We start from the raw sequence: 25647 nt of genomic DNA, 5'->3' as shown, positions 1-25647 counted from the left end.
TCGCCGTGTAGATTCCGCGGTGATCCTCATTCCCGATCCGCTGCTAAGCTCGATTTTGGCCATTTGCGGCGGGTCGAGTGGGCGGAGCTGACGAAGCGGGCGTGACGGATAGGCTGGTGGCGTCCCCGCCAAGAGACACCGCCATGCTGCCCCTGCCCACCCCCTTCGCCGGGATCATCCTGGCGTTCGCACCGCTGTCCGTCCGCCGGCCGGCCGGACTGGAGGTCATAGGCGACCTGCGGCTCCGCCAGTCCACCCTGCTGCACCTCTGCAGCGTGGCCAAGCGGCCGATCACGATGGCGGATGTGCTCGGGCTTTCAATCGCGGCATAGCGGACCGCCCGACGAGGCTGCTCTCGAGGAAACTTGAACTTGGGTCAAACCGGCTGGTGGGCAGCGTGACTGCGTTCGGGAACGTACCAGGTCGGCCGCTCAGACGTAGCCGCCGTGATCGTCTCCAGCATGCTCATCATCGGGGTCAGCCCGTTGCCGCCGCTGACGCGCACGATCAATGCCGCGATGATTTCACTCCCGCAAGCGGTCGGGAGACGCCCCGAACCAAAGCCGAACGCCGCTAACATGCATTAGGTCCAAAGCGTGCATCGAAAGCTAAACAGCAACATCCGGTGACCTGCGCTCCGTTTTCGGTCCAATCGATGCCCGTCAGGATGTGCAACGTACTAGCCCACTCCGCGAGTCGAACGATTGGGCAACCATCCACGTCGGGCCCTATTGCTGTTCGTCGTCGTCGGTGCTTTTTCGATGCCATCTGCGTTCCAGACGGCCATCTCGCCTGGCCGTAAGCAGCTACCTTGGGGTTGTATCTGAATGACGCCGACCACGTCGCAGTTGGAGCCGAAGCTCCTCCTGAAGAGCCTCCGCGCGTTTCGGAAGGGCGACTTCTCGGCCCGCCTGCCGCTGGACCTGACAGGCATCGATGGCGAGATCGCGGAAGCGTTCAACGACATCGTCGAGTTCAATCAGGGGCTCGCGCGGGAACTCGACAGGGTCGCGCGCGCGGTCGGCAAGGACGGGCGCATCAATGAGCGCGGCAAGCTGCCGGCGGCGACCGGCGGCTGGAACGACTGCGTGGACTCGGTCAACACGATGATCGGCGACCTCGTTCAACCGACCACCGAGGTCGCGCGGGTCATCGGGGCGGTGGCCAAGGGCGATCTCGGTCAGACCATGCAGCTCGAGATCGAGGGCCGCCCGCTGAGGGGCGAGTTCCTGCGCATCGGCAAGGTGGTCAATACGATGGTCGACCAGCTGAACTCCTTCGCGTCCGAGGTGACGCGCGTGGCGCGCGAGGTCGGCTCGGAAGGCAAGCTCGGCGGTCAAGCCCAGGTCAAGGGCGTCGGCGGGACCTGGAAGGATCTCACGGATAACGTGAACCTGATGGCGGCCAATCTGACGGGTCAGGTGCGCAACATCGCCGAGGTCACGACAGCTGTGGCTAACGGCGATTTGTCCAAGAAGATCACCGTCGACGTCAAAGGCGAAATCCTCGATCTGAAATCGACCATCAACACGATGGTGGATCAGCTCAATTCCTTCGCCTCCGAGGTGACCCGCGTCGCCAAGGAAGTGGGTTCCGAGGGCAAACTCGGCGGGCAGGCTCAGGTGAAGGGCGTCGGCGGCGTCTGGAAGGACCTGACCGACAACGTGAACATGATGGCCGAGAACCTGACAGGCCAGGTCCGCAACATCGCCGAGGTCACCACCGCGGTGGCGCGAGGCGATCTATCCAAGAAGATCACGGTCGACGTCAAGGGCGAGATCCTGGCCCTGAAGCTGACCATCAACACGATGGTGGATCAGCTGAACTCTTTCGCATCGGAAGTTACCCGCGTCGCGCGCGAGGTTGGCACGGAGGGTAAGCTCGGTGGTCAAGCCCAGGTCGAAGGTGTCGGCGGAACCTGGAAGGACCTCACCGACAACGTCAACATGATGGCTGCCAACCTCACCGGCCAAGTGCGCAACATCGCCGACGTCACCACCGCGGTGGCCAACGGCGACCTGTCCAAGAAGATCACCGTCGACGTGCGCGGCGAGATCCTGGAGCTCAAGAACACCATCAACACGATGGTGGATCAGCTCAATTCCTTCGCCTCCGAGGTGACCCGCGTCGCCCGCGAGGTCGGCTCGGAGGGCAAGCTCGGCGGACAGGCTCAGGTGCGCGGCGTCGCTGGCACCTGGGCCGACCTGACCGACAACGTCAACCTGATGGCGGCCAATCTGACGGGTCAGGTGCGCAACATCGCCGATGTGACCACCGCGGTGGCCAACGGCGACCTGTCCAAGAAGATCACCGTCGACGTCAAAGGCGAGATCCTGGAGCTCAAGAACACCATCAACACGATGGTGGATCAGCTCAATTCCTTCGCCTCCGAGGTGACCCGCGTCGCCCGTGAGGTCGGCTCGGAAGGCAAGCTCGGCGGACAGGCCCGCGTCGAAGGCGTCGCTGGCACCTGGGCCGACCTGACCGACAACGTCAACCTGATGGCGGCCAATCTGACGGGTCAGGTGCGCAACATCGCCGACGTGACCACCGCGGTGGCCAACGGCGACCTGTCCAAGAAGATCACCGTCGACGTCAAAGGCGAGATCCTGGAGCTCAAGTCGACCATCAACACGATGGTGGATCAGCTCAATTCGTTCGCCTCCGAGGTGACCCGTGTCGCCCGCGAGGTCGGCACCGAGGGCAAGCTCGGCGGACAGGCGCAGGTCAAGGGCGTCGGCGGCGTGTGGAAAGGCCTGACCGACAACGTGAACATGATGGCGGCCAACCTGACCGGCCAGGTGCGCAACATCGCCGAGGTCACGACGGCTGTCGCCAACGGCGACCTGTCCAAGAAGATCACCGTCGCCGTCGAGGGCGAGATCCTGGAGCTCAAGTCGACCATCAACACGATGGTGGATCAGTTGAACTCCTTCGCGTCGGAGGTGGTCCGCGTCGCCCGCGAGGTCGGCATTGAGGGCAAGCTCGGCGGTCAGGCCCAGGTCCGCGGCGTCGGCGGAACCTGGAAGGATCTCACCGACAATGTGAACATGATGGCGGCCAACCTGACGGGGCAGGTGCGCAACATCGCCGACGTGACCACCGCGGTGGCCAACGGCGACCTGTCCAAGAAGATCACGGTCGACGTGAAGGGCGAGATCCTGGAGCTCAAGTCCACCATCAACACGATGGTGGATCAGCTCAATTCGTTCGCCTCCGAGGTGACCCGCGTCGCCCGCGAGGTCGGCTCGGAGGGCAAGCTCGGCGGACAGGCACAGGTCCGCGGCGTCGGCGGGACCTGGAAAGACCTCACCGACAACGTGAACATGATGGCTGCGAACCTCACCGGACAGGTGCGCGGGATTGCGGATGTCGTCACCGCGGTGGCGCAGGGCGACCTCAAGAGGAAGCTCTCGGTGGACGCCAAGGGCGAGATCGCCGCCCTAGCCGACACCGTCAACGAGATGATCGAGACGCTCGCCACCTTCGCCGATCAGGTCACCAACGTGGCCCGCGAGGTGGGTGTTGAGGGCAAGCTCGGCGGTCAGGCCCGGGTGCCGGGTGCCGCGGGCCTGTGGCGCGACCTGACCGACAACGTGAACCAGCTCGCGGCGAACCTCACGACCCAGGTGCGCGCCATCGCGGAAGTCGCGACCGCCGTGACGAAGGGCGATCTTGCACGCTCGATCTCGGTCGAGGCCTCCGGCGAGGTTGCCTCGCTGAAGGACAACATCAACGAGATGATCCGCAACCTGCGGGACACGACGCTCAAGAACGCCGAGCAGGATTGGCTGAAGACGAACCTCGCCAAATTCACGCGCATGCTGCAGGGCGAGCGCGACCTCGCCACCGTGTCGAATCTGATCCTGTCCGAGATCGCATCTCTCGTGAACGCCCAGCGCGGCGTGTTCTACATGGTGGAGGACGAGGGCGGAGAGCCCGTCCTGGATCTGATGGCAAGCTACGCCTTTACGGAGCGCAAGAACCTCTCGAACCGGTACCGCCTTCGTCAGGGTCTCGTGGGTCAATGCGCCTTCGAGAAGAAGCGCATCCTCCTCACCCACGTCCCCGGCGACTACATCACGATCGGCTCGGCGCTCGGCGAGGCACCGCCTCTAAACATCATCGTGCTGCCGGTCCTGTTCGAGCAGGAGGTCCGGGCGGTCATCGAACTGGCCTCGTTCAACCGCTTCAGCGAGACGCATCAATCCTTCCTCGATCAGCTCACCGAGTCGATCGGCATCGTGCTCAACACGATCGCCGCCAACATGCGCACCGAAGGCCTCCTCAAGCAGTCGCAGCTCCTGACCGGCGAATTGCAGAGCCGGCAAGAGGAACTCAAGAAGACCAACGACCGCCTGGAGCTGCAGGCTGCCTCGCTGCAGCAATCCGAGGACCTGCTCAAAAACCAGCGCGAGCGGCTGCAGCAGACCAACGAAGAGCTGGAGGAGAAGGCCCGGCTCCTCGAGATCCAGAAGCGCGAGGTCGAAGGCAAGAACCGCGAGGTCTCCATCGCCAAGACGGCTTTGGAGGAGAAGGCCGAGCAGCTGAGCCTGACCTCGCGCTACAAGTCGCAGTTCCTGGCCAATATGAGCCACGAGTTGCGCACGCCGCTCAACAGCCTGCTGATCCTCTCGAAGCTTCTCTCCGAGAACCGGGATGGAAACCTGACCGACAAGCAGCGGGAATTCGCCAAGACCATCAACGCGGCCGGGACCGACCTCCTGTCGCTGATCAACGACATCCTCGATCTCTCTAAGATCGAGTCCGGGACGGTGTCGCTCGAAATCGGTGACGTGACGCTGCAGGACCTTGTCGAGAACCTCAACAGGACCTTCCGGCAGCTCGCCGAGGAGCGCCACCTCGCCTTCGTTATCGATGTCGAGCAGGGCCTGCCGCGCGCGGTGCGCACGGATTCGAAGCGCCTGCAGCAGGTTCTCCGGAACCTTCTCTCCAATGCCTTCAAGTTCACCGAGAAGGGCAGCGTCTCCCTCAAGATTGGCTCCGCGGAGGGGTCGCCGCTGCGCGCCGGGAGCCAGTGGATGGCCCTGTCCGTCACCGACACCGGGATCGGCATCGCCGAGGACAAGCAACGCATCATCTTCGAGGCGTTCCAGCAGGCCGACGGGACCACGAGCCGCAAGTACGGCGGCACCGGCCTCGGCCTCGCGATCAGCCGCGAGATTGCCCGCCTTCTGGGCGGCGAGATCGTGGTGGAAAGTCGGGTCGGTTCGGGCAGCACCTTCACCCTGTTCCTGCCCTTCGAACCGCCCGTTCAAACGGGAACGGGCCGCGCAGTGGAGATATCTGAGGGGAACGGGACCTCGGCGCTGATGGGCCGGCAGCCAAATGCCGCGATGGCGCTCTCGGCCTCGGCGGATGACCGTCATGCCATCCATCCGGGTGATCATATCGTGCTTATCGTGGAGGACGACGCGATGTTCGCCTCGGTGCTGCTGGAACTTGCGCGCGAGCGCGGGTTCAAGGGCCTGATCGCGCAGGATGGCGCCGGCGCGCTGAGCCTCGCCCATCGCTTCAAGCCGCACGCCATCACCCTCGATATCGGCCTGCCCGACATGGACGGCTGGGCCCTGCTCGACCTCCTGAAGAACGATTCGCGCACCCGGCACATCCCGATCCACGTCATCTCGGTCAACGACGAGAAGAAGCGCGGCCTGCGCGCGGGGGCCTTCGGCTTCCTGGAGAAGCCCGTGGAGCGCGAGGGCCTGATGCGGGCCCTCGAGCGCTCGAAGGAGTTCATCACGCGGCCCGTGCGCAACCTCCTGCTCGTCGAGGATGACGAGAACCAGCGCGCCAGCATCACGGCGCTCATGAGCGAGGAAGACGTCAAGATCTTCGGGGTCGGCACGGCCGCGGCCGCGCTGGAAGCCCTGACTGGCGGCCGGTTCGATTGCGCGATCATCGATCTCGGCCTGCCCGATATCGGCGGTTCCGAGCTCATCGAGCAAATCCGCGCCTCGCAGGAGGGCGAGGAGATGCCGATCATCGTCTATACGGGCCGGGAGCTCACGGCCGCAGAGGAGCAGCAGCTCAGGCAGACCGCCTCGACGATCATTCTTAAGGATACGCGCTCGTCTGAGCGGCTCCTCGACGAAACTGCTCTGTTCCTGCATCGCGCCATCGCCAGCGTTCCGGTCGACGAGCAGATCCGCGTCGAGCGGAAGGACGTGGCGTCACTCCAGGGGTGTCGCGTCATCTTGGTCGACGACGACCTACGCAACATCTTCTCGCTCACGAGCGCCCTTGAGCAGCATGGGCTGGAGGTTCTGTTCGCGGAGAATGGGCAGGACGGTATCGAGCTGCTCAAGATTAACCCGAACATCGATGCGATGTTGATCGACATCATGATGCCCGGGATGGACGGCTACGAGACGATGCGGGCGATCCGGGCCCAGTCCAGCTTCCGGAGCTTGCCGCTCATCGCGGTGACCGCGAAGGCCATGAAAGGCGACCGCGAGAAGTGCCTCGAGGCGGGCGCGTCAGATTACGTCTCGAAGCCGATCGACATGGATCAGCTTCTCGCCGTGCTGCGCGTGCAACTGGCAAGGCGTGGGGAGGTCATGAACGGCGCCGCGCCGGTTCGTGGCGGCGCACAGGACCTTGAACGGCAGACACAATGACGGACCGACTGGATTTCTATCCGACTGGTACGGGTGCTGCCGAACAGCTCGCTGCGCTCGCCGGCGCGGATGCTATCCGGGCTAAAATCCTGATCGTCGATGATGATCAGCGCAATCTGCTCGCCGCCTCGGAGATTCTCGCTGATCCGGCGATAGACCTCGTCCTGGCAAACTCACCGGAGGAAGCCCTGCGCCGGGCACTCCGAGAAGATTTCGCCGTAATCCTGCTCGACGTGCAGATGCCGCGCATGGACGGCTACGAGGTGGCCGCGCTCATCCGCAGCCGCTCGCGCACGGCGCGTGTCCCGATCCTATTCCTCACGGCGCACAACAAAGACGACATGCACATCTTCCGCGGCTACTCGGCGGGAGCGGTGGACTATGTGTTCAAGCCCATCCAACCTCTCGTGTTGAAATCGAAGGTCGACGTCTTCGTCGACCTGTACCGCAAGACCGAAGAGATCAAGCGCAAGGCGGCGGCTGAGAAGCAGCTGCTCCTGGAGAACCTGCGCGTGCGAGGCGAGAAGCTTGAGGCCGAGCAGGCGCTGCGCAGGCAGGCGGAGCATCAGGCCGCCGTGCTGCGCGGCCTCCCCATCGCGCTCTATACCTCACCGCTCGGCGTGGAAGACCGGCGGCTCCACTTCACGAACGACAGCATCGAGCGCATCACCGGCTTCTCGCGCGACGCTTTCGCCAAATCCAGCCTCTGGGAGTCCCGCCTCGAAGCGGAAGACTGGGACCGCGTTTTGGCCGCTCTGCGCACCGTCTCGGAGGCTGGCGCAGTGGCTCTGGAATATCGCTGGCGCAACGCGGACGGCACGGAGCGGCACATCCTCGACCAGATCGCGGTCAATTGCGACGAGAGCGGAACGGCGGTCGAGCTCTTCGGGATGTGGTTCGACGTGACTGAGCGCAAGGAGCTTGAGCTCAGCTTGCAGCACGCCTCGAAGCTTGAGGCAGTCGGCCGTCTGACCGGCGGGATCGCCCACGATTTCAACAACATGTTGAGCATCGTGATCGGCAATCTCGACCTAATGAAGGGCTCGCTCCAGGGGAATGAGAAGGCGCTCCGTCGCATCGAGAGTGCCATCGAGGGGGCGCAACGCTGCGCAGAACTCACCAGCCGTCTGCTGGCCTTCTCCCGGCGCTCTCCTCTCCAGCCAAGAGAGATCGACTTCACGAGCTTCATCCCTGGCCTGATCAAGCTCCTCGAGCGTACGCTCGGCGAGCGGATCACGATCTCCGCGAACGTGGAGCCGAACCTACCGGAAGTCTGCGTCGATCACGCCCAGCTCGAAGCCGCTCTCATCAACCTCGCTGTAAATGCGCGGGATGCGATGCCGGACGGAGGCACGTTGAGCATTTGCATCCAGCGTCGCGACGCACCTGCGGCCGGATGCGTGGAAGACTCAAGCTCCGTAGAAATTGCGGTCGCCGACTCGGGTACCGGGATGTCGCCCGCTATCCTCGCCCGCGTATTCGAACCTTTCTTCACAACGAAGGAGGCTGGCAAGGGAACCGGCCTCGGTCTCAGCATGGTTTACGGCTTCGTGCAGCAGAGTGGTGGAACCATCTCTGTCGACAGCAGCCCTGACCAGGGCACCCGATTTGTTATCACGTTGCCCGCGCTTGTTAGCAGGAATTGTACGTCCCAGGACATCGATCCGGGGATGACTGCCGGAGCGTCGAACCCGATCAACGGCGCCGGCAAGGCCGTGCTCGTCGTTGAGGATGACGCTGATGTTCGATCCACCGTTGTATCAACCCTTGAGACGCTAGCATTCAGGGTGCTCAGTGCGCAGGATGGGAGCGAGGCTTTGCGTCTCTTGCAGATGGAAACGAACATCGCCCTCGTCTTTAGCGACGTGAACATGCCTGGTGCAACGAACGGCATCGAGCTTGGACACACCATTCGTCAGCGATGGCCGCAAATGCCAATCCTGCTGACCTCTGGCTATCTCCGAGAAGATCAGGACACCAATGGCTTCGAGTTGCTGCAGAAGCCGTATCGCGCGAGCGATTTAGTTGAAATGTTACGGATTTTGCTGAGCGACTCTCGCGAGGAGACGACTTTTGAATGACCGCTTGACAGCTATCGAGTGCGGACGGAGCGCCGCTTAGATCGCGATGTCCGCTTCGAAGAAGTTGTCCTCCGGCTTTGGATGACCGGGTTGGGCGCAAAGCTGAATGTCCGTGTGTGGACGCCCCATCGGATTCAAGGGGGTGTTTGAGAGATCTGTGCGCGCAGGTTCAGGTGCTGCCGTGTGTCCGGCCTTTTGATGCAGCCATGCTCACGGCTGCGGGCCTGTATGGAGATCGCGGATCGGGTCCAAGTCGCTTTGGCGCGCTCGAGGCGCCTGGACATTCACTGGTTTTCTCGACCCCGTCTTCTGACCGTTGCGCCATACCTCTCAACGGACCTTCCCTGCCTCCCTGACGCCTCAGGCCGCGGCGATCACGCCTTGGCCGGAGCTCTGTAGGAGCCGCCATGGGCCATCAAGGCCCAGACGATCCTCGCCATCTTGTTCGCCAGGGCGACGGTGATCAGCATGCGCGGCTTGCGCGACAGCATGCCGGCCAACCACGCCCGAGCTTTATCGGGATCACGCGCCGCGACCTTGGTCGCAGAGCTCGCGCCCAGGATCAGCAACCGTCGCAAGCTGCGCTCGCCCATCTTGGTCGTTCGCCCCAGCCGCTCCTTGCCGCCGCTGGAGTGTTGCCGCGGGACGAGACCGAGCCAAGCCGCAAAGTCGCGCCCGCGGCGGAAGGTACTGGCGGCCGGTGCCAAAGCCACGAGTGCGGTCGCGATTACCGGGCCGACACCCGGTATCGTCATCAGCCGCTTGGCCACGGCATCGTCCTTCGCGCGTTGAGCGATCTCGCGGTCCAGAAGCGCGATCTGCGCCTGGAGCGCCTCCAGGCTGCCCGCAATGATGGCCAGGACCGGCCGTGCCTCGGCTGGCACGTCGGATGTCGGGTCGCGGACACCGATCGCCACGAGCTTGCCGACGTGCCCGACACCGTGGCGAACGACGTACCCGAACTCCGTGAGGTGCCCGCGTAGTGCATTGATCAATTGAGTCCGCTGACGCACGAGCAGGTCGCGCGTACGGAACACCACTGCGGAGGCCTGGGCCTGCGCGCTCTTGCCCTGAACGAACCGCATCGTCGGCCGCTGCGCCGCCTCGCAGATCGCCTCAGCGTCGGCCATGTCGTTCTTCTGCCGCTTCACGAACGGCTTCACGTAGGCTGGTGGAATAAGCCGCGTTTCGTGGCCTGCCAAGGCTATCTCACGGGCCCAGTAATGAGCGCTGGCGCATGCTTCCATAGCGACCATGCAACGCGGAAGTGTCGAGAAGAACGTCAGCACCTGATCGCGCCGCAGCTTCTTGCGGAAAACGACGGCGCCGCTCGTATCCGCGCCGTGAACCTGGAAAACTGATTTAGCCAGATCGATCCCGACTGTGCTAACCTCACCCATGGACGCCTCCTGCAGTGGTGTTGCAACACCTCCACTCTGGCACAGCGATGCCGTCAGGGGGCGTCCACCCCTACGCTCCTGCGTGCGACGGCGATCTGGTGCGACGGAGTCTGGCCGCTTGCGGCCCGTCTGCTTTTAAGACACGGCCAGGGCTACATAGACGCCTATCGCATCTTGGCATTCCTCTACCGTTAAATGAAGCATAGGCCATCCACCAAATCTGATCTTCAGTCCGCCACGACCGCTCAGAAATTTCGTTCTTTGATGTTCGAACTGAGCCTGTGCGAACAACAAATCAGTGATCGGACCACCGATGATTTGCCAACCAATCCTCCACCGCACCTACAAATTCGTGGCGCATACCGCTGGATGCCGCCACTGAAAGCATCGAGTCTAGTGCCGCTGCTGGATCGGGCAGCGGCCGCTCGATTGAGGTCTGGTGCTCTGTCGGCACGGCATACCGCTCGATCAAACTGATCAAGTAGATGGCGTGGGCAGGCGGCCCTCGCCTCGGCCCATAGGTGTACAGTGCGGCGGGAAACTCCAATTTCGTGCGAGAATCCGATCTGAGTGCGACCAAGGCGCCGCAGAGCGTTTTTAAACTCGTGTCCCGTCATAACCGGCCGCAAACCTTCCCGATGCGGCGCTCGAGACGACCCTCGCGAGCCTGCGCCGAGGTAGGCGAATTCCTTCGACATTGCTTCGATCCGAAGCAATGTCGAAGGAATGGTAACATCTCCTACAGCCGTGCCGCGATAGGCGTGAAACTCGTAATCCACGAGCAACTCCGGACAGTCGCCCCTATGGGTTTTCGACATTCTTCCGAGGACGAGCGCCATGAAGCCGAGCGTGAGGCCGAAGCATTGCCGGACGGTCCAACCTTTGTGAGGGAACGGCCCGTGGTGGTCGAGACCAAGGTACGACGCTCATCGCGCTTGGCCGGAGCTACGCCGAACCCCTCGTCCACGACGACCACCATCAAGGTGGTTCAGAAAATCAGAAGAGAGAAAAATTCGGTCGGCGCCGTAGAAAAACGACCGCCTCCGAGGATCGAGCTTGCCCCGATCAAGCCGCTTCCAAGGAAGAAGTAGGGTTCGGCAACGGAAATTCATTCCTATCGGCAACACGAGGCCGGATTGGAAGATCGCGTGTTTGCGAACGGATGCCCCGACGCGGAGAACATATTTGCCTTACGCGCCGGGGCCTAACGCAGTGACGTTTGTTGGCGGAACGTCCGAGCCAGAAACGTTCCACTTCGAAAATCTTAGTCCTGGGCAACTCCACGACTGAGATCATGCCTAAGTCTTTCGAACTCTACTCGTCTTCTTACTATCTCGGTCAGACCCTCGATGAGAATCTCGCGATCGCCGTCGAGGATCTCGCACAAGGCATCGATCGCGTCCGCGAGAAGCTGTAGATCGCCCATTTCGGAGGCGGAAGGCGGTAACACGAACATCACTGCACCTCCTCGACGTCGGAGACCGATCCGCACGGATTCTGTTCGGCGTTGGTCGCCAAGACGCGTTCGATTTCTACCCGGGAGAGGTACCCTTTTCGTTCGAGGAGATGGGCGATCGCCTGCAGGGCCGGCCTGCGCTCCGTGAGAATCGCTCGTGCCCGCTCACCCGCACGACGTAGTCTCTCGGCGACCGCCGGCAGCAGACCCGCGATCATGATCATCTCGCCGGATGCCGCCTCCAGATGGATGTTGCCGAGATGACCGAAGCCATAGCTCAGTTCGATGTTGCGTGCGATGTGCGTAGCGATCGCGAGATCGGAAGCCGGTCCAAGCCCTGCACCGGCCGATCCGGCGCCGAGTTCAATCTCCTCCGCGATTCGACCTGCAAGAGTCGAAGCCAGTGCCGCCTCGAGGCCGGCCAAAGTCGTAGCACCGTCGCCTGCAAGCGACACCAACCGCCATCAGGCGGCGGCGAGCCGGCATCCTGCGAGGAAGGCCTCTGGGCCCTGGTGTCCGGTCGAGGGTCGCCAATCATGCGGTCACATGGATCGCTGCGGCCGCGTGATGGACCGGTAGGCAACCCGTGTAGCAACGGCCAAGCTAAAAGCCAACCTAGCGTTGACGCCGAAGTCCATTTTCCTGTGAAGCAGGCTCGAATTTGTAGCTCTGGACAAAAAATACCGAGATCTGGACGATAAGTACCCAGTCTCCATTGGGAGAACTCAAATATTTACCGCTCCTGAAAGCGCGTGTTCCGAGGATGTATCTGCCGCCGAACTGGCGGAGAACGGCACAGAACGGAGCCTCCGGATGTCCTCGTCCATCACCCTGTCCGCCGCCACGCGGCAGAACCTGCTGTCCCTGCAGGACACCGCGGCGTTGGCCGCCACCAACCAGAGCCACCTCTCCACCGGCAAGAAGGTCAATTCAGCCCTCGACAACCCGGTGAACTACTTCACCGCCCAGGGGCTGTCCGACCGGTCGAGCGCTCTCTCCAGCCTCCTCGATGGGATCTCGAACGGCATCCAGACCATCCAGGCGGCCAACAACGGCGCGTCCAAGATCGGCGACCTCGTGAAGTCGCTCCAGTCCACCATCACCCAGGCTCAGACCGAGGCCGCCGCCAACCGCCCGACGGCCACGGGTTCCGCCCTGGCCACCGCGGCCGAGGCGAAGGCCGCGGGCACCAGCCTGCGCACTACGGTCATGAACATGGCGCTGGGCGGTGCCGCCGCGCGGCCCTCCGACGCCTCCGCGGGCTCGCTCGGCATCGCCGGCGACAAGGTCGCCATCACGCTGACCGACGGCGAGAACACGTTCACGAAGACGCTCGACAAGACCGCGACGGTGGGTGACCTGGTCAACGCGATCAACGCCTCCGGCCTCGCCTCTGCCGCGGTGGACGACGCCGGCAAGATCACTGTCACCGGAAACTCCGACAGCCTGAAGGTCGGCCTCGGCGGCGGCGCGGACGCCGACGCGGCGCTAGTCAAGGCGAAGACTGGGGACTCGAACACGGCCATCGGCCTGACGGCGGGCGCGTACACGACCGCGGCCTGTCGAGCGACAAGACCTCGGCCGCCCGCACCGCCCTGGCCTCGCAGTTCAACGACCTGCGCGACCAGATCGACCAGATCGCGAAGGACTCCGGCTACAACGGCATCAACCTGCTCGGCGGCGACATGCTGACCGTGGCGTTCAACGAGAAGACCGGCACGGACCAATCCAAGCTCGCCGTCAGCGGGCGCAAACTGACCGCCGATAGCCTCGGCGTCTCCAAGGCGGTGAACGGCACGGCCGCCGACGGGGAATTCGACATCCAGACCGACAAGGGTCTGGCCTCGATGCAGGACACGCTCAAGACCGCGCTGGCCAGCCTAAAGAGCCTACAGTCGGGCTTGGGATCGAACCTGTCCAGCGTGCAGACCCGGCAGGACTTCACGAAGACGGTCAACACCATCCTCGACACTGGCGCGGCAAACCTCGTGAACGCCGACATGAATGAGGAGGCGGCGAACTCACAGGCCCTCTCGACCCGGCAATCGCTTGGCGTCTCGGCCCTGTCGCTGGCGAACACGGCCCAGCAGGGCATCCTGCAGCTCCTGCGCTGAACCTCCCTCCGATGGCATCCCGGCGTCGCGACGCCGGGTGTCGCTTAGCTCGGGTGAACGCGCGCATCGCACGGCCACGTCGGGCCATGCCGGCGTACGCGCTCGCCTCAACCGCCCTTCGCCACCCACAACCAGGAATCCACTTCCGTGCCCTTCAGATCACTCTCAATGCCCGTGGCCGCCCTCGGCCTGTCCCTGGCCGCATGTTCCGGCGAGCCGTCCGAGTCCGAGATGCTCCAAGCGGTCACCAAATTCACGTCTACCCTGTACCAGCAGCAGACCGCGGCGATGGCGTTCGTGGTCGGGACCGGGCGCGGCGGCATGCCGGCGATGCCGACCATCACCGCGTTCCGGAAAATCGGCTGCCAGCCCGTCGAGATCGGCGCCGGGCACGTGTGCGAGTTCACCGCCACGCTTAGCGGCAAGGGGGAAACACGGGACCGCGCCCGCTTCGTCCGGGCTGCCGAAGGCGCCCTGGTCATGTCGGTCAACTGACCGGGCTGGGAACGGCATGGCCCGAATCACAGCCCAGGCGGCCGCCTTGGCCATCTGCCTGCGGAGGCTGTCGCCGCGCATCTGCTCGGGACGGGAGAACCGGATGTAGGAATAGGCCTTGGGCATGATGCCTGACCGTACGGCCCAGGCTTTCCGAAGGTCAATCTGGTGTGCCACGACATCAGGACGTTGTGGCCGCCGGAACCTGCTATTCCATGTAAATGACAGCCTTCGAAAGCTAGGCGGCCATTCCAGCGGTTCTGTTAGGAGGGCCGCTTATGGCGCGACTCACACTCGCGAACCCAACCGTTCTTAAGTCCGCTTCCGGACGTTAGAGAAGCTTCCGCCTTCCGTTCGGGGCGTACCTCAGGAATGGAAATCACGCGTCAGATTTGGGACCACTAGGGCCTTCGGAACAACGTGACAGCCGAGGCACCAGACGATCTCAGAGGCGCTGTGGTTTGGGCGGCATGCCTATATCGGTTCGCATTGGGTACCCATCCTCGCTTGTCGAACCACGCTCAGAACTGGTGGTCCTGAAGTGCAGACCAATCACGGCCTCCTTCAAAGCGCGACCGCCACAAGCTCGGAGAAAATTCCCTGATTTTTCAATGATCGCGGTGCCGCAGCCGCAAAACTATGCCGCGATCATAGCAACGATCACTGCAAAAAACGCAAATCTATGGTGTGCGTCATGCTTGAGTGGCGGAGAGGGGGTCCGACCAATTTCCGAGGCATCGCTCTGATTTCATGAGCTTTGATGCCGTTGCTCTTGGTCGCGCCCCAGCATTTACCCCAGCGGCTCTGCCTACAGTGAACCCAGTGAGGTGGCAGCATCACGCTGCACGGGGCTAATCGAGAAACTGAAATTCGAATTGCAGAATCGTCGAGCTTTGCGTCGGCCGGCGACGAGTTGGCTTTGGGCGGCGATGAGCAGCGATGGCAGCGCGTGTCCGCATAATCACGAGCCCAGCGGCCACCAGGGCGATGCGCTCGATCGCGACTGGGTCGGTGAGGCCGCGCCGGTACCGGAGGTGCCAGACTACATCATCGGCATAGACACCAGCGCCGAGACGGCGACGCTTCGCCATCACGTCGGCGGCCGTGCTTTCTGCGATGGCCTGATCAAGGATCGGCGGAGAGGTTACGAATGGGACCTCGGCCCGGCTATGCACGAGCTGCAGGCGGGGTCGGCCGGGTGGAACCCGGTAATGCGGCTTGAGCCTCACGGTGCTCCCCTCTTCCTGTCGCTTCAGCCGCCGGATATGTCACGACGGGCGTGCGCAGCCTGTTCGTTGAGTGCTTTTTCGCCCGCGCAAGAGCCGGTCTGACATCTACTCAACCATGAGCTGTGCATGTTACCAGCGAGGCGCACACGGAAGCGCTTGGAAGGGTGATCGGGTTCGGTGGCTAAAAAAGCGGATGACAAGCCCGGAGCCCCGGAAGTTCTGCCCTCTCCCAGCCCTTGGCCTGGCGCAAATGCCCGCTTGCTCGGTCTTGGGGTTGGTCTACCGGTCAGCGAGCTGGACCGCCTCGCCCAGTTCAGCCCGGCTGAGTTCGAGCGATTCACGCTTGAATGGGCTTCGGATTTTCTCGCAGCGAAGATCCCGGAAATTGTCGAGGTTCAGCAGCGCGGGGGCGCGGGAGATAAGGGGCGCGACGTTATAGCTTGGCTCGATCCCACGACCGCTCCAAAGCGACGTTGGCGGCTATATCAGTGCAAGCATTACGGTTCTGCCCTGGGAGCGGGCACGGCCGCAGGCGAGATAGCCAAAGTTATGTTCTATACACAGCGTGGCGACTATACGGCTCCCGAGAAGTACGTCTTTATCACACACAAGGGTGTCACCTCCCCCTTTCAGGACCTGCTTGACGCCCCCGATGAATTGAGGAAATTTGTCATCAATAATTGGGACAAATATTGCCGAGAAGAAGTTCGGAAGGAACCGTTGGAACTTACAGAAGATCTGCGGGCCCATATAGACAACTTCGATTTCACCATATTTGGCGCGAAACAACCGCTCGAACTGCTAAATGAGCATGCGGCGACACGCTATCATCTGACTGTATTTGGCGCCCCACTTATTGATCGCGCTAATCCACCAGCTCCGCCTTCTGAAGTTTCGCCGGGCGAAATGGGCTATATTACCCAATTATTCGATGTAATCGGCGAACAAATCGGCTCGCCAGTTTCGTCGCTCAGTGATTTTTCTCACATCGATAAGCATCGTCGCTTGTTCGACCGTTCACGCCTAACGTTTTATTCGACCGAGGGGTTGAAAGAGCTTGCTCGCGACCAAATGGCAGATGTTCGCTTTTTTCATAGCCTTCTCAATGAATTCAGCGACGGATTATATCACTGGTATAGCGACGCACAGTGGTCTGGCTATCAGCGGCTATTAAATACTGTCAAAGGCGCGCAGCAAATTCAGCTTGGTAGCCATGCTTTGGCCCCGCACGTCCTTGCGAACGATCGTGAGGGCATGTGTCACCAGATGGCAAATGAGGGGCTCGTGCAATGGTGCGAGCCGTGAAGGAACGCTCACAGCACAAACGTCCTTTTAACTCGCCGCTCGAATGCGGCTTGCGCCTCCTCTTTGTTCTCGCTGCAGCGGGAGAGCACGCGTGCGATCTTCAGCGCCTGGTCTCCTACGACTACCTGATGGTTCACTCGGGCGACGTTCCTGGTGGACCAAAAAGCCTCCACCCAGCGGTCCCTTTTCGCGGGAGCGAATTATTAGTGAAAAGAGACGTTCTTCAGGTGGGACTTAATCAGATGTTTTCTCGAGAATTACTTGAGAAAAAATTCGATACGCAAGGTATCACCTACCGTGCAAACGATCTGACCGGCGCTTTCGTGGGGCTGATGAAGACCGTGTACGCAAATGCTCTACGTGACCGAGCGGCTTGGGTAATCAAACGCTTTCACGTGCTGGATGATGGAGCGCTGAAGCAATATATGTCAGAAAACATTGGTCGCTGGGGCGCCGAATTTGAGCGACTGTCAGCCATCAAAGATTTGGAGCTGTAGGCCATGCTACAGCTTCGTCGCATAATTCTTGAAGGGGAAGGCGTTGAAAACGCCTCCGTATCTTTTGATTCGGCAGCAAATATCATTGCTGGCGAGTCAGATACCGGAAAGAGCTACCTACTTCATTGCATTGACTACATATTTGGGTCTGACGATCTTAGAAAACGCGTTCCACAAGCCGAACCGTACTCACGTCTGCTCGTTGAGTTTCAAAATTCTGGAGGACAGTTCCTTTGTTTAGTGCGGCATCTCTCAGGAGGAGATCTTTCCGCCTACAGATGTCGAGCTGAGGACATCACCGGTGATGGCGAAAAGATCGCGTACCGGCGGCATGGTAAGAGCATTGCGCCTGACGTTACATCCGTCTTGTTCCCATTTTCAGGAATACCTGAAGCAACCCTTCGCGCGAACAATGATGGCAAAACTCAGCGGCTCTCGATAAGGAATTTTATCCCGCCGATCCTTGTCGACGAAATCTCAGTTATCGAGGAGCAGTCGCCCGTTCTTGGGCGATCTGGATACGACAGCACCGCCCGCGAACGGATGTTCGCGTTCATGCTTTCTGGAAAGGACGATAGAGGGGTGATCGCGGCTGAGCGTCGCGAGATAACTACCACGAGGCTCAATGCCCAGCTCGGTCTCATTGTTGATCTTTTGGCACCGCTGGAAAAGCGGCTGGTCGGAGAAGACTCTGAAGGTCTGACTGGCAACATAGAGCGCGTCGAGGCGACAATTGCTTCCGTCACCGCCTCCATAGAGCAGCATGAGGATGAACGTGTTCGACTTGTTAACGGTCGGCAGTCGGCAATTGCGGATCATCAACGCGCGGAGACCCAGCTCGTGGCGATCGACGAGCTACTGACGAGGTATCGTCTCCTTGCTGAGCGCTATAGCTCTGATCTTGAACGATTAGATTTTATTTCGGAAGGATCTCACTATTTTGAGAGCCTCCAGGATGTGAAATGCCCGCTCTGCGATCAACTCATGACACCCGAACACTCACATGTTGCAATGGCCGGGAGCGAGAACGTTTATGTCTCAGCGCGAGCGGAAGCAGCAAAAATTCTCGCGCTACGTGGCGACCTGGATGATGCCGTGGCGAGCCTGGAAGCCCGTCGTGAGGTGCGGAGCCACGAGCTGACTATCGCGCAGCGGACGCTCGCCCACACGACGAACCGACTAGAAGAGATCGTCCAACCGGCCCTGCGGGCAGATGCTAGACGGCTTCAGAATTTGCTGGATCGCCGGGTCGCACTCGAGACGACCAAGAGTGATCGAGAGCAACTCGAGACGCTCTTGGCCAAGAAGGAAGAGATCGAACGTACCGCAGCGTCGTCGCGCGCTGGAAAGCGTGAGTGGGAGCCCTTACCGGGCAAAGCGCTACGCGATTTCTGCGATGAGGTTGAGGCCGTTCTCAAGGAATGGCAATGGAACGGAACTGGACGCGTCGAGTTCGATGCGCGCAGTTATGACCTCATCGTCGATGGGCAGGCAAGGCAGTCGCACGGCAAAGGCGTTCGGGCGGTGCTATACTCGGCTTTTGTCATTGGCCTATTGCGTTTCTGTGCCCGTAATAATCGCCCTCATCCAGGCTTCGTTGTTATCGACTCCCCCCTTACAAGCTACAAAAAGCGTGGCGCCCAAGTAAATGGCACTGAAGGCCCGATTAGTTTGGGCGTAGAAGCTGCGTTTTGGGATGCGCTGAAGCGTGTACCTCCGGGCATCCAGATCATCATCGTCGAGAATAAAGAGCCCCCAGCTGACGTGGCAGAAGCTGTGCACTACGAGTGGTTCGCAGGAGATACTGCTGAGCCGGGAGATCGTATTGGTTTCATACCTCCGCACAAAAAGAGCTAGTGGACAAAATCTGACGGATGGCACCGATGCTTCGGGCCGGCTTCCGACCCAACGCAGCCGTTCGTGTGCGGCCGTGGTGCTCCTGAATGCGGACGTATATTCCGCCGCTGCTCTGGTAGTGATGCGCCGAAGTCGGTCGCTCAGCAGGATAGTTGTGCCTATCCGAGACGGGCGCTCACCACCGGAGGCGTTCAGTCCGGACCGGGTGGTCTGCGGGCGTATGAACGTTACAAGGTATGGTCCGCATCAGCACCCGGAGGGGATATGGACGCGGGAGCTGTGCGGTCGCCTTGTATGGCCCGAGTTGAAAGGATGCAGAGAGAAAGCTTCCGCAGGACCAAGTAGGAAGGCAGACGTGAGCGGCTCGGCGGTAGCGGCCAAGCTCCGTCGAGAGGCGCGATGGTGACTTCACCTGAAGCCAGAAAACCTCTTAGTTCGGATTTCGGGTGACCATTGGATCTCCATAAACATGCATAGCATGTCGCGAGTCAGCTTGCCCTCGCACTGCTTGGTTCGCGTATGCGCTGGCGTCAATTACCGGGACACCATGGCTCCAGGCGTCTAAGAACGTTGGGAGCCATCGACGCGGGATGTCTCCACTGAGCGGCCACGGCGAGCCAATGACAGCGGAGCAGCCGCGATCGAGCAGCATTCTACCTAGGCCGAGGCTGGCTTGCGCCCCAGGCTCCACGTCAAGCCGTCCGCCGCTGCAGATAAATAGAATGGCTACCTTCGCGCCGGAGAGCCCCCTCGCGATCCGGTCGCCGGAGATGGCGTGGCGTCGCTCGTCCGCGACACTACGAAAAAAACGACCCTCGACCTTCCCAAGTCCGCCATGCGCGCAGATGATCGCGAGTTCGGCGCATTTGAGTTCTGGCGGAATTTCTGCCGCTTGACTCATACGGATCCCGGCCTGGGCCAGGATCGGCTCCAGATCCATGGCCACCCGCGGTAGGAGGTCGTTCGTTGCCGCGGCGACTGTGGGCACCCAGGCAAAGGATGGACCTCGCAGCTTCGTGCGTCGCTGAGCGGCACCTCTCAGCCAATGCAAAGATGGCGTTACCGCTATCCTTCTCGTCTCGCCGGCGAACGCTCCGTCCACAGGCAGTAGGTTCGCTGGAAGGTCGGCGAGTTGAGCATCCAACACCAGGACGACGCGTTGCAGTGGCAGGTCGGACACCCCAAGTCCCCGAACGCTGTTCTCGAATAACTGGCCAAGATGAAAGGCATCTGGCACGCGACCGTATTCATCTGCCTCGGACAGAAAGGCATAATGGAATGGATAGCTCCGGCGCCAGTCGTTAAGTCTTGGCCGGGAAAACACGTCAGCAGGCTCGTGGACCGGATCCGCGATAGCGCCGTCGGCTACGTCCACACGCACCAATTGATCTGCACTGTTGAGCCCGAGGAGGGAGACATTAAAACCGCACTTTGAAATCGCTTGGGCAGTGCTGATCACCTCGCTCGGGGAGGCGGGCAAGTTTCCCGGAATTTCCTCGCCGCCCAAGTCGCGTCGCATGAGGCCATGATCCGCCAACAGTTCGATCGCGAATGCAGCTCCGCTAGGAGTGAGGCCGGCACTCGCTAAGTGACGACGGGCAAGAATGACCAGGGGCGCGACGTCCTGCGCGAAATTGCGTCCGTACCGCGCGCCTTGCAGCTCGGTGGCCGCCCCAACTAGAGCTTCAATATTTGGGTCGCTGCTGAACCGAGATAACCGCTGCGCGGCGCGCTCAGGCATCCTCCTAAGGAGCTGAGCCATAATCTCATCCGCATCGCCGGAGACTAAAATTTGGTGAGAGCGCGCAATTCGAAGCGTTTGCAGCAATATGGCGGCGATCGGCGACGGGTCATCGTTTACATCAAGCACCGCGCGACCGGCGGCCACAGCGCGAGCTACGAAGGCTTCTAGGGTGGCTGGCGCTGAAGAGGCGCTCGCAATAGCCGGCACCATGTCGATCTGCAGGCGCATCGTCTGGATTCGCGAAGGCGCTTGGGGTGACTGGTCCAAGATCGGCAACGCTTCGGCTTCATTGAGAAGGCTGAGGGCAAGCTCCCGTTCGCCAAGGTCGCGGGCCAAGCGGTGTACGGCGAGCAACTCGTACCAAGCATCCGCCGGGGCTATAGGAACCTTGCAGCCCAGGGCGGCACTCACCGCGATCGCCGCTTCGTAGGGATCGCCCGTCATACGGTGCACTTCCCCATACGCGATCCATGCAGCGCGTGCACGGCGCGGATCGCCTTCAACTATTTGCAGGACCGTTTCGATGAGGTCGCGCGCCTTCTGGGCATGGCCAGCCCGCGCGAGTAATGTCGCCGCTTGCTTCAGAGCCTCAATGTCTAGATTCCTGTCCGCGCCTTTGAGGTGGGGCGCGAAAGCCGCGATAATGGCGACGTAATTTTGCAGGACCTCTATGCCGTTTGGTTCATCAAGGCGATGGCCCAATTTCTCAATTTGATGGATCGCCTTTAACAAGACGCCCGCGTGAAAGCTCGACGGCAGGTCGTCCAGTGAGGCTCGCGACCGACCGATCACCAGAACAGCCTGGCCGCTCAGCCGAGGCCAAGCATGTCCTGCGGACAAGAATGCCTCGAACTCGTCGTCGCTCACTTCGGGCGTGTTGATCTGAGGAGCGGACGTGTCTGGCGCAGGAGAGGCGCGATCATTGAAAATCTGACGTATGGCGAACCGGCCAAGTAAACCGCTCTCGCTCGTCGCCATCAGGCTCCCGAGGCTCCCTCGCGTAAGACGATCCTCTGGATAGCGACTTAGGCGCTCTAGGGCATGCTCCGTCACGCGCAGGAGTGCGGCAACCAAGTTGTCAGACTCTGCAGCGCCATCGTTCAGCAGGGCCTCGCCCATCGCCGAGATTAACCGACCAGTCCGTAGCTCGGACGATGGTGCGTCGTCCAAGTGTCTGAGCAGAAGTTCTACGGCGTGCAGGTGCTGGTGATGGCGCTGGGCATCGAGGCACACAGATTGAATGATCATCGTCGAGCGAGCGGACTCGTCCGACAGAGCAACGACCACCGCTTCGTAGTTCGGTCTGTGCACTTCCAAGGCCGTGGCCAACCGGATCTCGAAAGCGGCATCGTCCTTAAGGCCGGCGGCCATGAGGAGTTCGGCGGCACGTCGGTGATCGCCACTATGCTGAGCCCGGGAAACGCGATGGTTGAGGAGGACGGTAGAATGCGACGCCACGTCTTCGAGGCGCTTTGCGGCTACTTCAGCAAGGGAGTCCAACCCCAGATTATAAGTGACCTCAATGACTGATTCTAGCTCCTCCTGTGACGACGCTGCGGTAAGGGCGTCGACGACGAAGACGGACGACAACTGCGAATCCTGAGCTGTTTGTGCGAGAAGCGCAAATTGCAGAGTCTGTGCCAAAGATAGCGGCAGCTTCTTATCGCGGATCTGCCGGAGCTTCGTCACCGCCTGCGGAATAGCACCGGCAGACAGGAATATGGTCGCCTCCAAGGCCAACTTCGCGGCCTTGGCAACGGGAAGGCCTTCAGCGCGTTCGAAAGCGTCCGCGTACTTGCCTTCCTCGGCAAGCTTGGAAATCTGGGCCAGCTGCGCCCTCAGCTGCTCGTCCGACATCCCCATCAACTTCCTCCTCCCACTCCGCAAATATCTTCTCCGACATGAAGAGTCTCGTGGGTACCGACGACCCAAGTAGACTTCGTCCAACATGGTTGGAGGAAATCGGGCGCCATCGCCCGGCCAGCTTCGACGGCATCCACCTGGGCCGTCTCCATGACGGTAAAGAGTGCCGCTGTTGCCACAGAGTGTCGAGATATTCGTTGATCGACGTGTCGAAGATGATTGTTCTCGTGCCGATTTTGTGTGCCCGAAGACTTCCGTCTCGTATCAGGCTGAAGATTTTGGTCCGCCTACAACCGATGATCTCGCCGGCCTCGTCGATCGAGTGGCCTCGGCGCGTCACACCCCGTTCCATCATACGTCTCCGATCGCCCCAAATCGCTGGAGCGCTTAGACGATCGCTGACGCGCCAGGGTCGCGATAACCCTGATCACGAAGGAATTTTCAGATGCTGAGTGGGGGTAGTTCAGCCGCCGTTGAGATGGACGCCCGCTTCGATGCGCTTGGCGAAGTGCCCATGGGGTCTCGCTTCCCAGCCCATCATCAGCCAGGCAGATCGAACGTATTCCTCGAACAGGCCATTTCCGGTGCGACCGGGGGTTTCGCTGGTTAGGAGCCTCCAAGAACTCGCCATCTGGTCGACGAACTCGTTTGCCAGATGATCCTTGCGGCTGTCACGGCCGTAAATTGGCTCGTGCAGCGTAGTTTCTAGATATTTAATACTGGCGATGAGACATTTCGCGCGCTTTCTTGCTCTCATTAAAGCGCGTTCGGCATTACCTAAAATCAAATCAACCGGATGGTCTTCGTTATCGGGTATTGGAGCCGTAAAATCCAGGAATAGTCTGGCGTCATCATGATCGACATGATCAAGAAAACCTTCAAGATTTTCGATGATCGAACGTAAATGATCGTTGATCTGGCGTCTGTCCGCCTTCACTTGCGGCCATGCTTCGGCTCGTTCCTTCGCGATCTTATAAGCAACCTCTCCGAATCCCAGCGCCATCGCCCGGACATGCACGAATAGCGACGTAGCGTCTTCGTCGGGCAATAAGGCGTTTATAACCCGACCAGCTTCGAGAAGCTTTCGAGTGATTTTGTCGATGTCACAGGAGCCCTCTGGCCCACGGAAATTCAGTGGTTTTCGCGGTGGGCTTTCTCCGAGGTGGCCGCTCACCAGAGGAGCCCGCCACCCGGCGGCACGGGCGGCAGCGAGGCGAGCGCCGGCTCGATCCGCTTCGCGGCGTTCTTCGTCTGCCCGCGCGCGGTCGATCTCGAGCCAGAGCGTTTCAGGTACCGCTTCGTGACTCGGCGCGTCCGAGGCGGAGACGTGTCGCCCGATGCAGGCCGCCGCGAACTGAGCCGGAGACAACGGAATATCGGCCTGCGCGTTATCGCGCCATGCCGAGCGCAGCGTCAGGCCCCCACCTCTATCCTTCGGGCGGCCGTGAAGTGGTCCGACCCCGGCAAGCGCGATCCCCGCGGAAGTTCGGACCGCGAATTCACTCTGGAAGTCCGCCGCCCGCGATTCCGGATCGATCGTCAGTAGCTCGCCAACGGTGACCGTGAATGCTTCCTCGGCGACTGTGGCAACCCGGAAAATCAAGCGGCCGTCCCGTTCGCCCACCTGCTCCAGGCGCGTGAAGCGATCCGGCGGCACGTTGATGGGCAGGGGGCTCATCAGGCTGCTCCGGCTGGCCGTAGCGGGACGACGTTGCCGGCCGCCGATGTGGCGAGAAAAGCCGCCCACGCATCCATAAGCCCGCGCCGCTTCTCCAGCGCATCGCCTCGCCGATAGGCGAGTTCAACCGCGTCGCCGACCGCATGTGCCAGCGCAGCCTCGGCGACCTCCCGCGGGGTCACTGTCGCTTCGCCAGCCCAGTCACGGAAGCTCGATCGAAAGCCGTGCGCTGTGGCGGCGCAGCCCATCCGGGTCAGCAGCGCGCTAAACGCCATGTCGCTAAGGGGTCGATCGGCCCGAAATGATGGAAAGATGAGATCGCCGCGCCGTAGCGGGGTGACCGTCTCGAGGATCTCAGCCACTCGAGCGACGAGTGGCACGCGATGTTCGCGGCCTGCCTTCATGCGCTCTGCGGGAATGATCCAGAGGCGGTTCCGAGTGTCGATTTCAGCCCAGGTCGCACCGCGGACCTCACCGCTGCGCGCTGCGGTGAGAATTAGGAATTCGAGCGCCAACGCGGCCACCCCGGTCCGCTGCCTGAGATCGGCAACGAACGCAGGCATCTCGACGAACGGCACAGCCGCATGGTGACCGCGGGTCAGTCTACGGCGCTTCGGTAAGAGGTGGTCGAGATGGCCCCGCCACCGGGCCGGGTTCTCCCCTTCGCGCAGGCCTTGAGCCTTCGCCGCGTCCAGCACGCGCTCGATGCGTCCCCGCACACGAGAGGCGGTTTCAGCTTTCTCAGTCCAGATCGGACGCAATGCCATTAGCACGTCTTCGGTAGTGATCTCCGCGATCGGCTTGGACCGAAGCGGGCCGGCGTAGGTCGCGAGCGTCGAAGTCCACTGCGCTGCGTGTTTTTCGTTGCGAAAACCTTTTGAAAGCTCCGGGATGAGCTGATCGGCGAAGGCACCGAATGTGACGGCCGCGGACCGGCGAGTACCTACGGAGCGGCGCGCGTCGATCGGGTCGCGGCCCTCGGCGAGCAACCTTCGCGCCTCGTCTCGACGACGCCGTGCATCTGCGAGGCTGACGGAGGCCAAGCCTCCAAGGCCCATTTCCCGCTGCCGACCCTGGCTGCGGAATATCAGGAGCCACCGTTTCGTGCCGGACGAATCAACTTGGAGATAGAGGCCGCCGCCATCACCATAGCGACCGGGCGCCGTAGTAGTAGCCACGGATCTGGCGTTGAGCTTGTCGACAGCGCGGGGCATGTGTCCGCCCAACCCCTAGCATTTACCCCAGCATCTGGCCCGGATTGTAGCGGACGGTTGCGAACGCCGGCAA

At 61.5% G+C, this 25647-nt stretch carries 15 protein-coding genes and 1 pseudogene; 10 read left to right on the top strand and 6 right to left on the bottom strand.

Features of this window, described 5'->3' with window-relative positions:
* Window positions 1-143: 143 nt before the first annotated feature.
* A complete protein-coding gene (locus ABIE45_RS06150; protein WP_373622201.1) occupies window positions 144-332 on the top strand; it encodes a hypothetical protein in 189 nt (62 codons plus the stop codon).
* A 44-nt stretch (window positions 333-376) separates the two neighbouring features.
* On the opposite strand, the gene ABIE45_RS06145 is transcribed toward ABIE45_RS06150, so the two are convergent.
* On the bottom strand, window positions 377-580 hold the full coding sequence (locus tag ABIE45_RS06145; RefSeq protein WP_192711466.1) for a hypothetical protein: 204 nt from the start codon (window positions 578-580) through the stop codon (window positions 377-379).
* A gap of 247 nt (window positions 581-827) precedes the next feature.
* Here ABIE45_RS06145 and ABIE45_RS06140 point away from each other — a divergent pair, with 247 nt between their 5' ends.
* Together ABIE45_RS06140 and ABIE45_RS06135 are read left to right on the top strand one after the other, a co-directional pair.
* Window positions 828-6641, top strand: a complete 5814-nt coding sequence (locus ABIE45_RS06140; RefSeq protein WP_192711456.1) for a HAMP domain-containing protein — start codon at window positions 828-830, stop codon at window positions 6639-6641.
* Window positions 6638-8722 carry a response regulator gene (locus tag ABIE45_RS06135; RefSeq protein WP_192711455.1) on the top strand — a complete coding sequence of 695 codons (2085 nt, stop codon included), beginning with the start codon at window positions 6638-6640 and terminating at the stop codon, window positions 8720-8722. Before ABIE45_RS06140 ends, ABIE45_RS06135 begins: the two co-directional genes overlap by 4 nt.
* Window positions 8723-9096: 374 nt before the next feature.
* On the opposite strand, the gene ABIE45_RS06130 is transcribed toward ABIE45_RS06135, so the two are convergent.
* Window positions 9097-10122 carry an IS110 family transposase gene (locus ABIE45_RS06130; protein WP_373622200.1) on the bottom strand — a complete coding sequence of 342 codons (1026 nt, stop codon included), beginning with the start codon at window positions 10120-10122 and terminating at the stop codon, window positions 9097-9099.
* A 1294-nt stretch (window positions 10123-11416) separates the two neighbouring features.
* On the opposite strand from ABIE45_RS06130, the gene ABIE45_RS06125 reads away from it, so the two are divergent.
* Window positions 11417-11539, top strand: coding sequence for a hypothetical protein (locus ABIE45_RS06125; RefSeq protein WP_373622199.1), 123 nt, complete (start codon window positions 11417-11419; stop codon window positions 11537-11539).
* A gap of 38 nt (window positions 11540-11577) precedes the next feature.
* Here ABIE45_RS06125 and ABIE45_RS06120 read toward each other — a convergent pair whose 3' ends face one another.
* Window positions 11578-12003 carry a hypothetical protein gene (locus ABIE45_RS06120; protein ID WP_373622198.1) on the bottom strand — a complete coding sequence of 142 codons (426 nt, stop codon included), beginning with the start codon at window positions 12001-12003 and terminating at the stop codon, window positions 11578-11580.
* A gap of 388 nt (window positions 12004-12391) precedes the next feature.
* Between ABIE45_RS06120 and ABIE45_RS06115 the strand changes: the two are divergent.
* The 6 genes and pseudogenes from ABIE45_RS06115 to ABIE45_RS06090 all read left to right on the top strand — a co-directional run bounded on the left by ABIE45_RS06115 (window position 12392) and on the right by ABIE45_RS06090 (window position 19075).
* Window positions 12392-13692 (top strand): annotated as a pseudogene (locus ABIE45_RS06115) (flagellin).
* A gap of 168 nt (window positions 13693-13860) precedes the next feature.
* Entirely contained in the window at window positions 13861-14187 is a 327-nt protein-coding gene (locus tag ABIE45_RS06110; protein WP_192711451.1) for a hypothetical protein, read from the top strand.
* Between the two features lie 827 nt (window positions 14188-15014).
* Complete coding sequence (locus ABIE45_RS06105; RefSeq protein ID WP_192711450.1) at window positions 15015-15518, top strand: hypothetical protein; 504 nt, start codon at window positions 15015-15017, stop codon at window positions 15516-15518.
* Between the two features lie 75 nt (window positions 15519-15593).
* Complete coding sequence (locus tag ABIE45_RS06100; RefSeq protein ID WP_192711449.1) at window positions 15594-16721, top strand: ABC-three component system protein; 1128 nt, start codon at window positions 15594-15596, stop codon at window positions 16719-16721.
* Window positions 16718-17218, top strand: a complete 501-nt coding sequence (locus ABIE45_RS06095) for an ABC-three component system middle component 2 (protein ID WP_373622197.1) — start codon at window positions 16718-16720, stop codon at window positions 17216-17218. The genes ABIE45_RS06100 and ABIE45_RS06095 overlap by 4 nt, the downstream gene beginning before the upstream one ends.
* A 3-nt stretch (window positions 17219-17221) precedes the next feature.
* On the top strand, window positions 17222-19075 hold the full coding sequence (locus tag ABIE45_RS06090; RefSeq protein WP_192711447.1) for a hypothetical protein: 1854 nt from the start codon (window positions 17222-17224) through the stop codon (window positions 19073-19075).
* Window positions 19076-19505: 430 nt separating this feature from the next.
* Here ABIE45_RS06090 and ABIE45_RS06085 read toward each other — a convergent pair whose 3' ends face one another.
* From ABIE45_RS06085 to ABIE45_RS06075, 3 genes are all read right to left on the bottom strand, one after another.
* Window positions 19506-22682: a CHAT domain-containing protein gene (locus ABIE45_RS06085; protein WP_373622196.1), complete on the bottom strand. Its 3177-nt coding sequence runs from the start codon at window positions 22680-22682 to the stop codon at window positions 19506-19508.
* A gap of 463 nt (window positions 22683-23145) precedes the next feature.
* Entirely contained in the window at window positions 23146-24360 is a 1215-nt protein-coding gene (locus ABIE45_RS06080; RefSeq protein ID WP_192711445.1) for a hypothetical protein, read from the bottom strand.
* Window positions 24360-25574 carry a site-specific integrase gene (locus ABIE45_RS06075; RefSeq protein ID WP_192711444.1) on the bottom strand — a complete coding sequence of 405 codons (1215 nt, stop codon included), beginning with the start codon at window positions 25572-25574 and terminating at the stop codon, window positions 24360-24362. The genes ABIE45_RS06080 and ABIE45_RS06075 overlap by 1 nt, the downstream gene beginning before the upstream one ends.
* Between the last annotated feature and the right edge of the window lie 73 nt (window positions 25575-25647).

Source organism: Methylobacterium sp. OAE515 (genome assembly GCF_041806315.1).
In the GTDB taxonomy this organism is placed as follows: Bacteria; Pseudomonadota; Alphaproteobacteria; order Rhizobiales; family Beijerinckiaceae; genus Methylobacterium; species Methylobacterium tardum.
The sequence above is the reverse complement of the archived record's forward strand: the minus strand, read 5'-3'. Positions and strand labels throughout refer to the sequence as shown.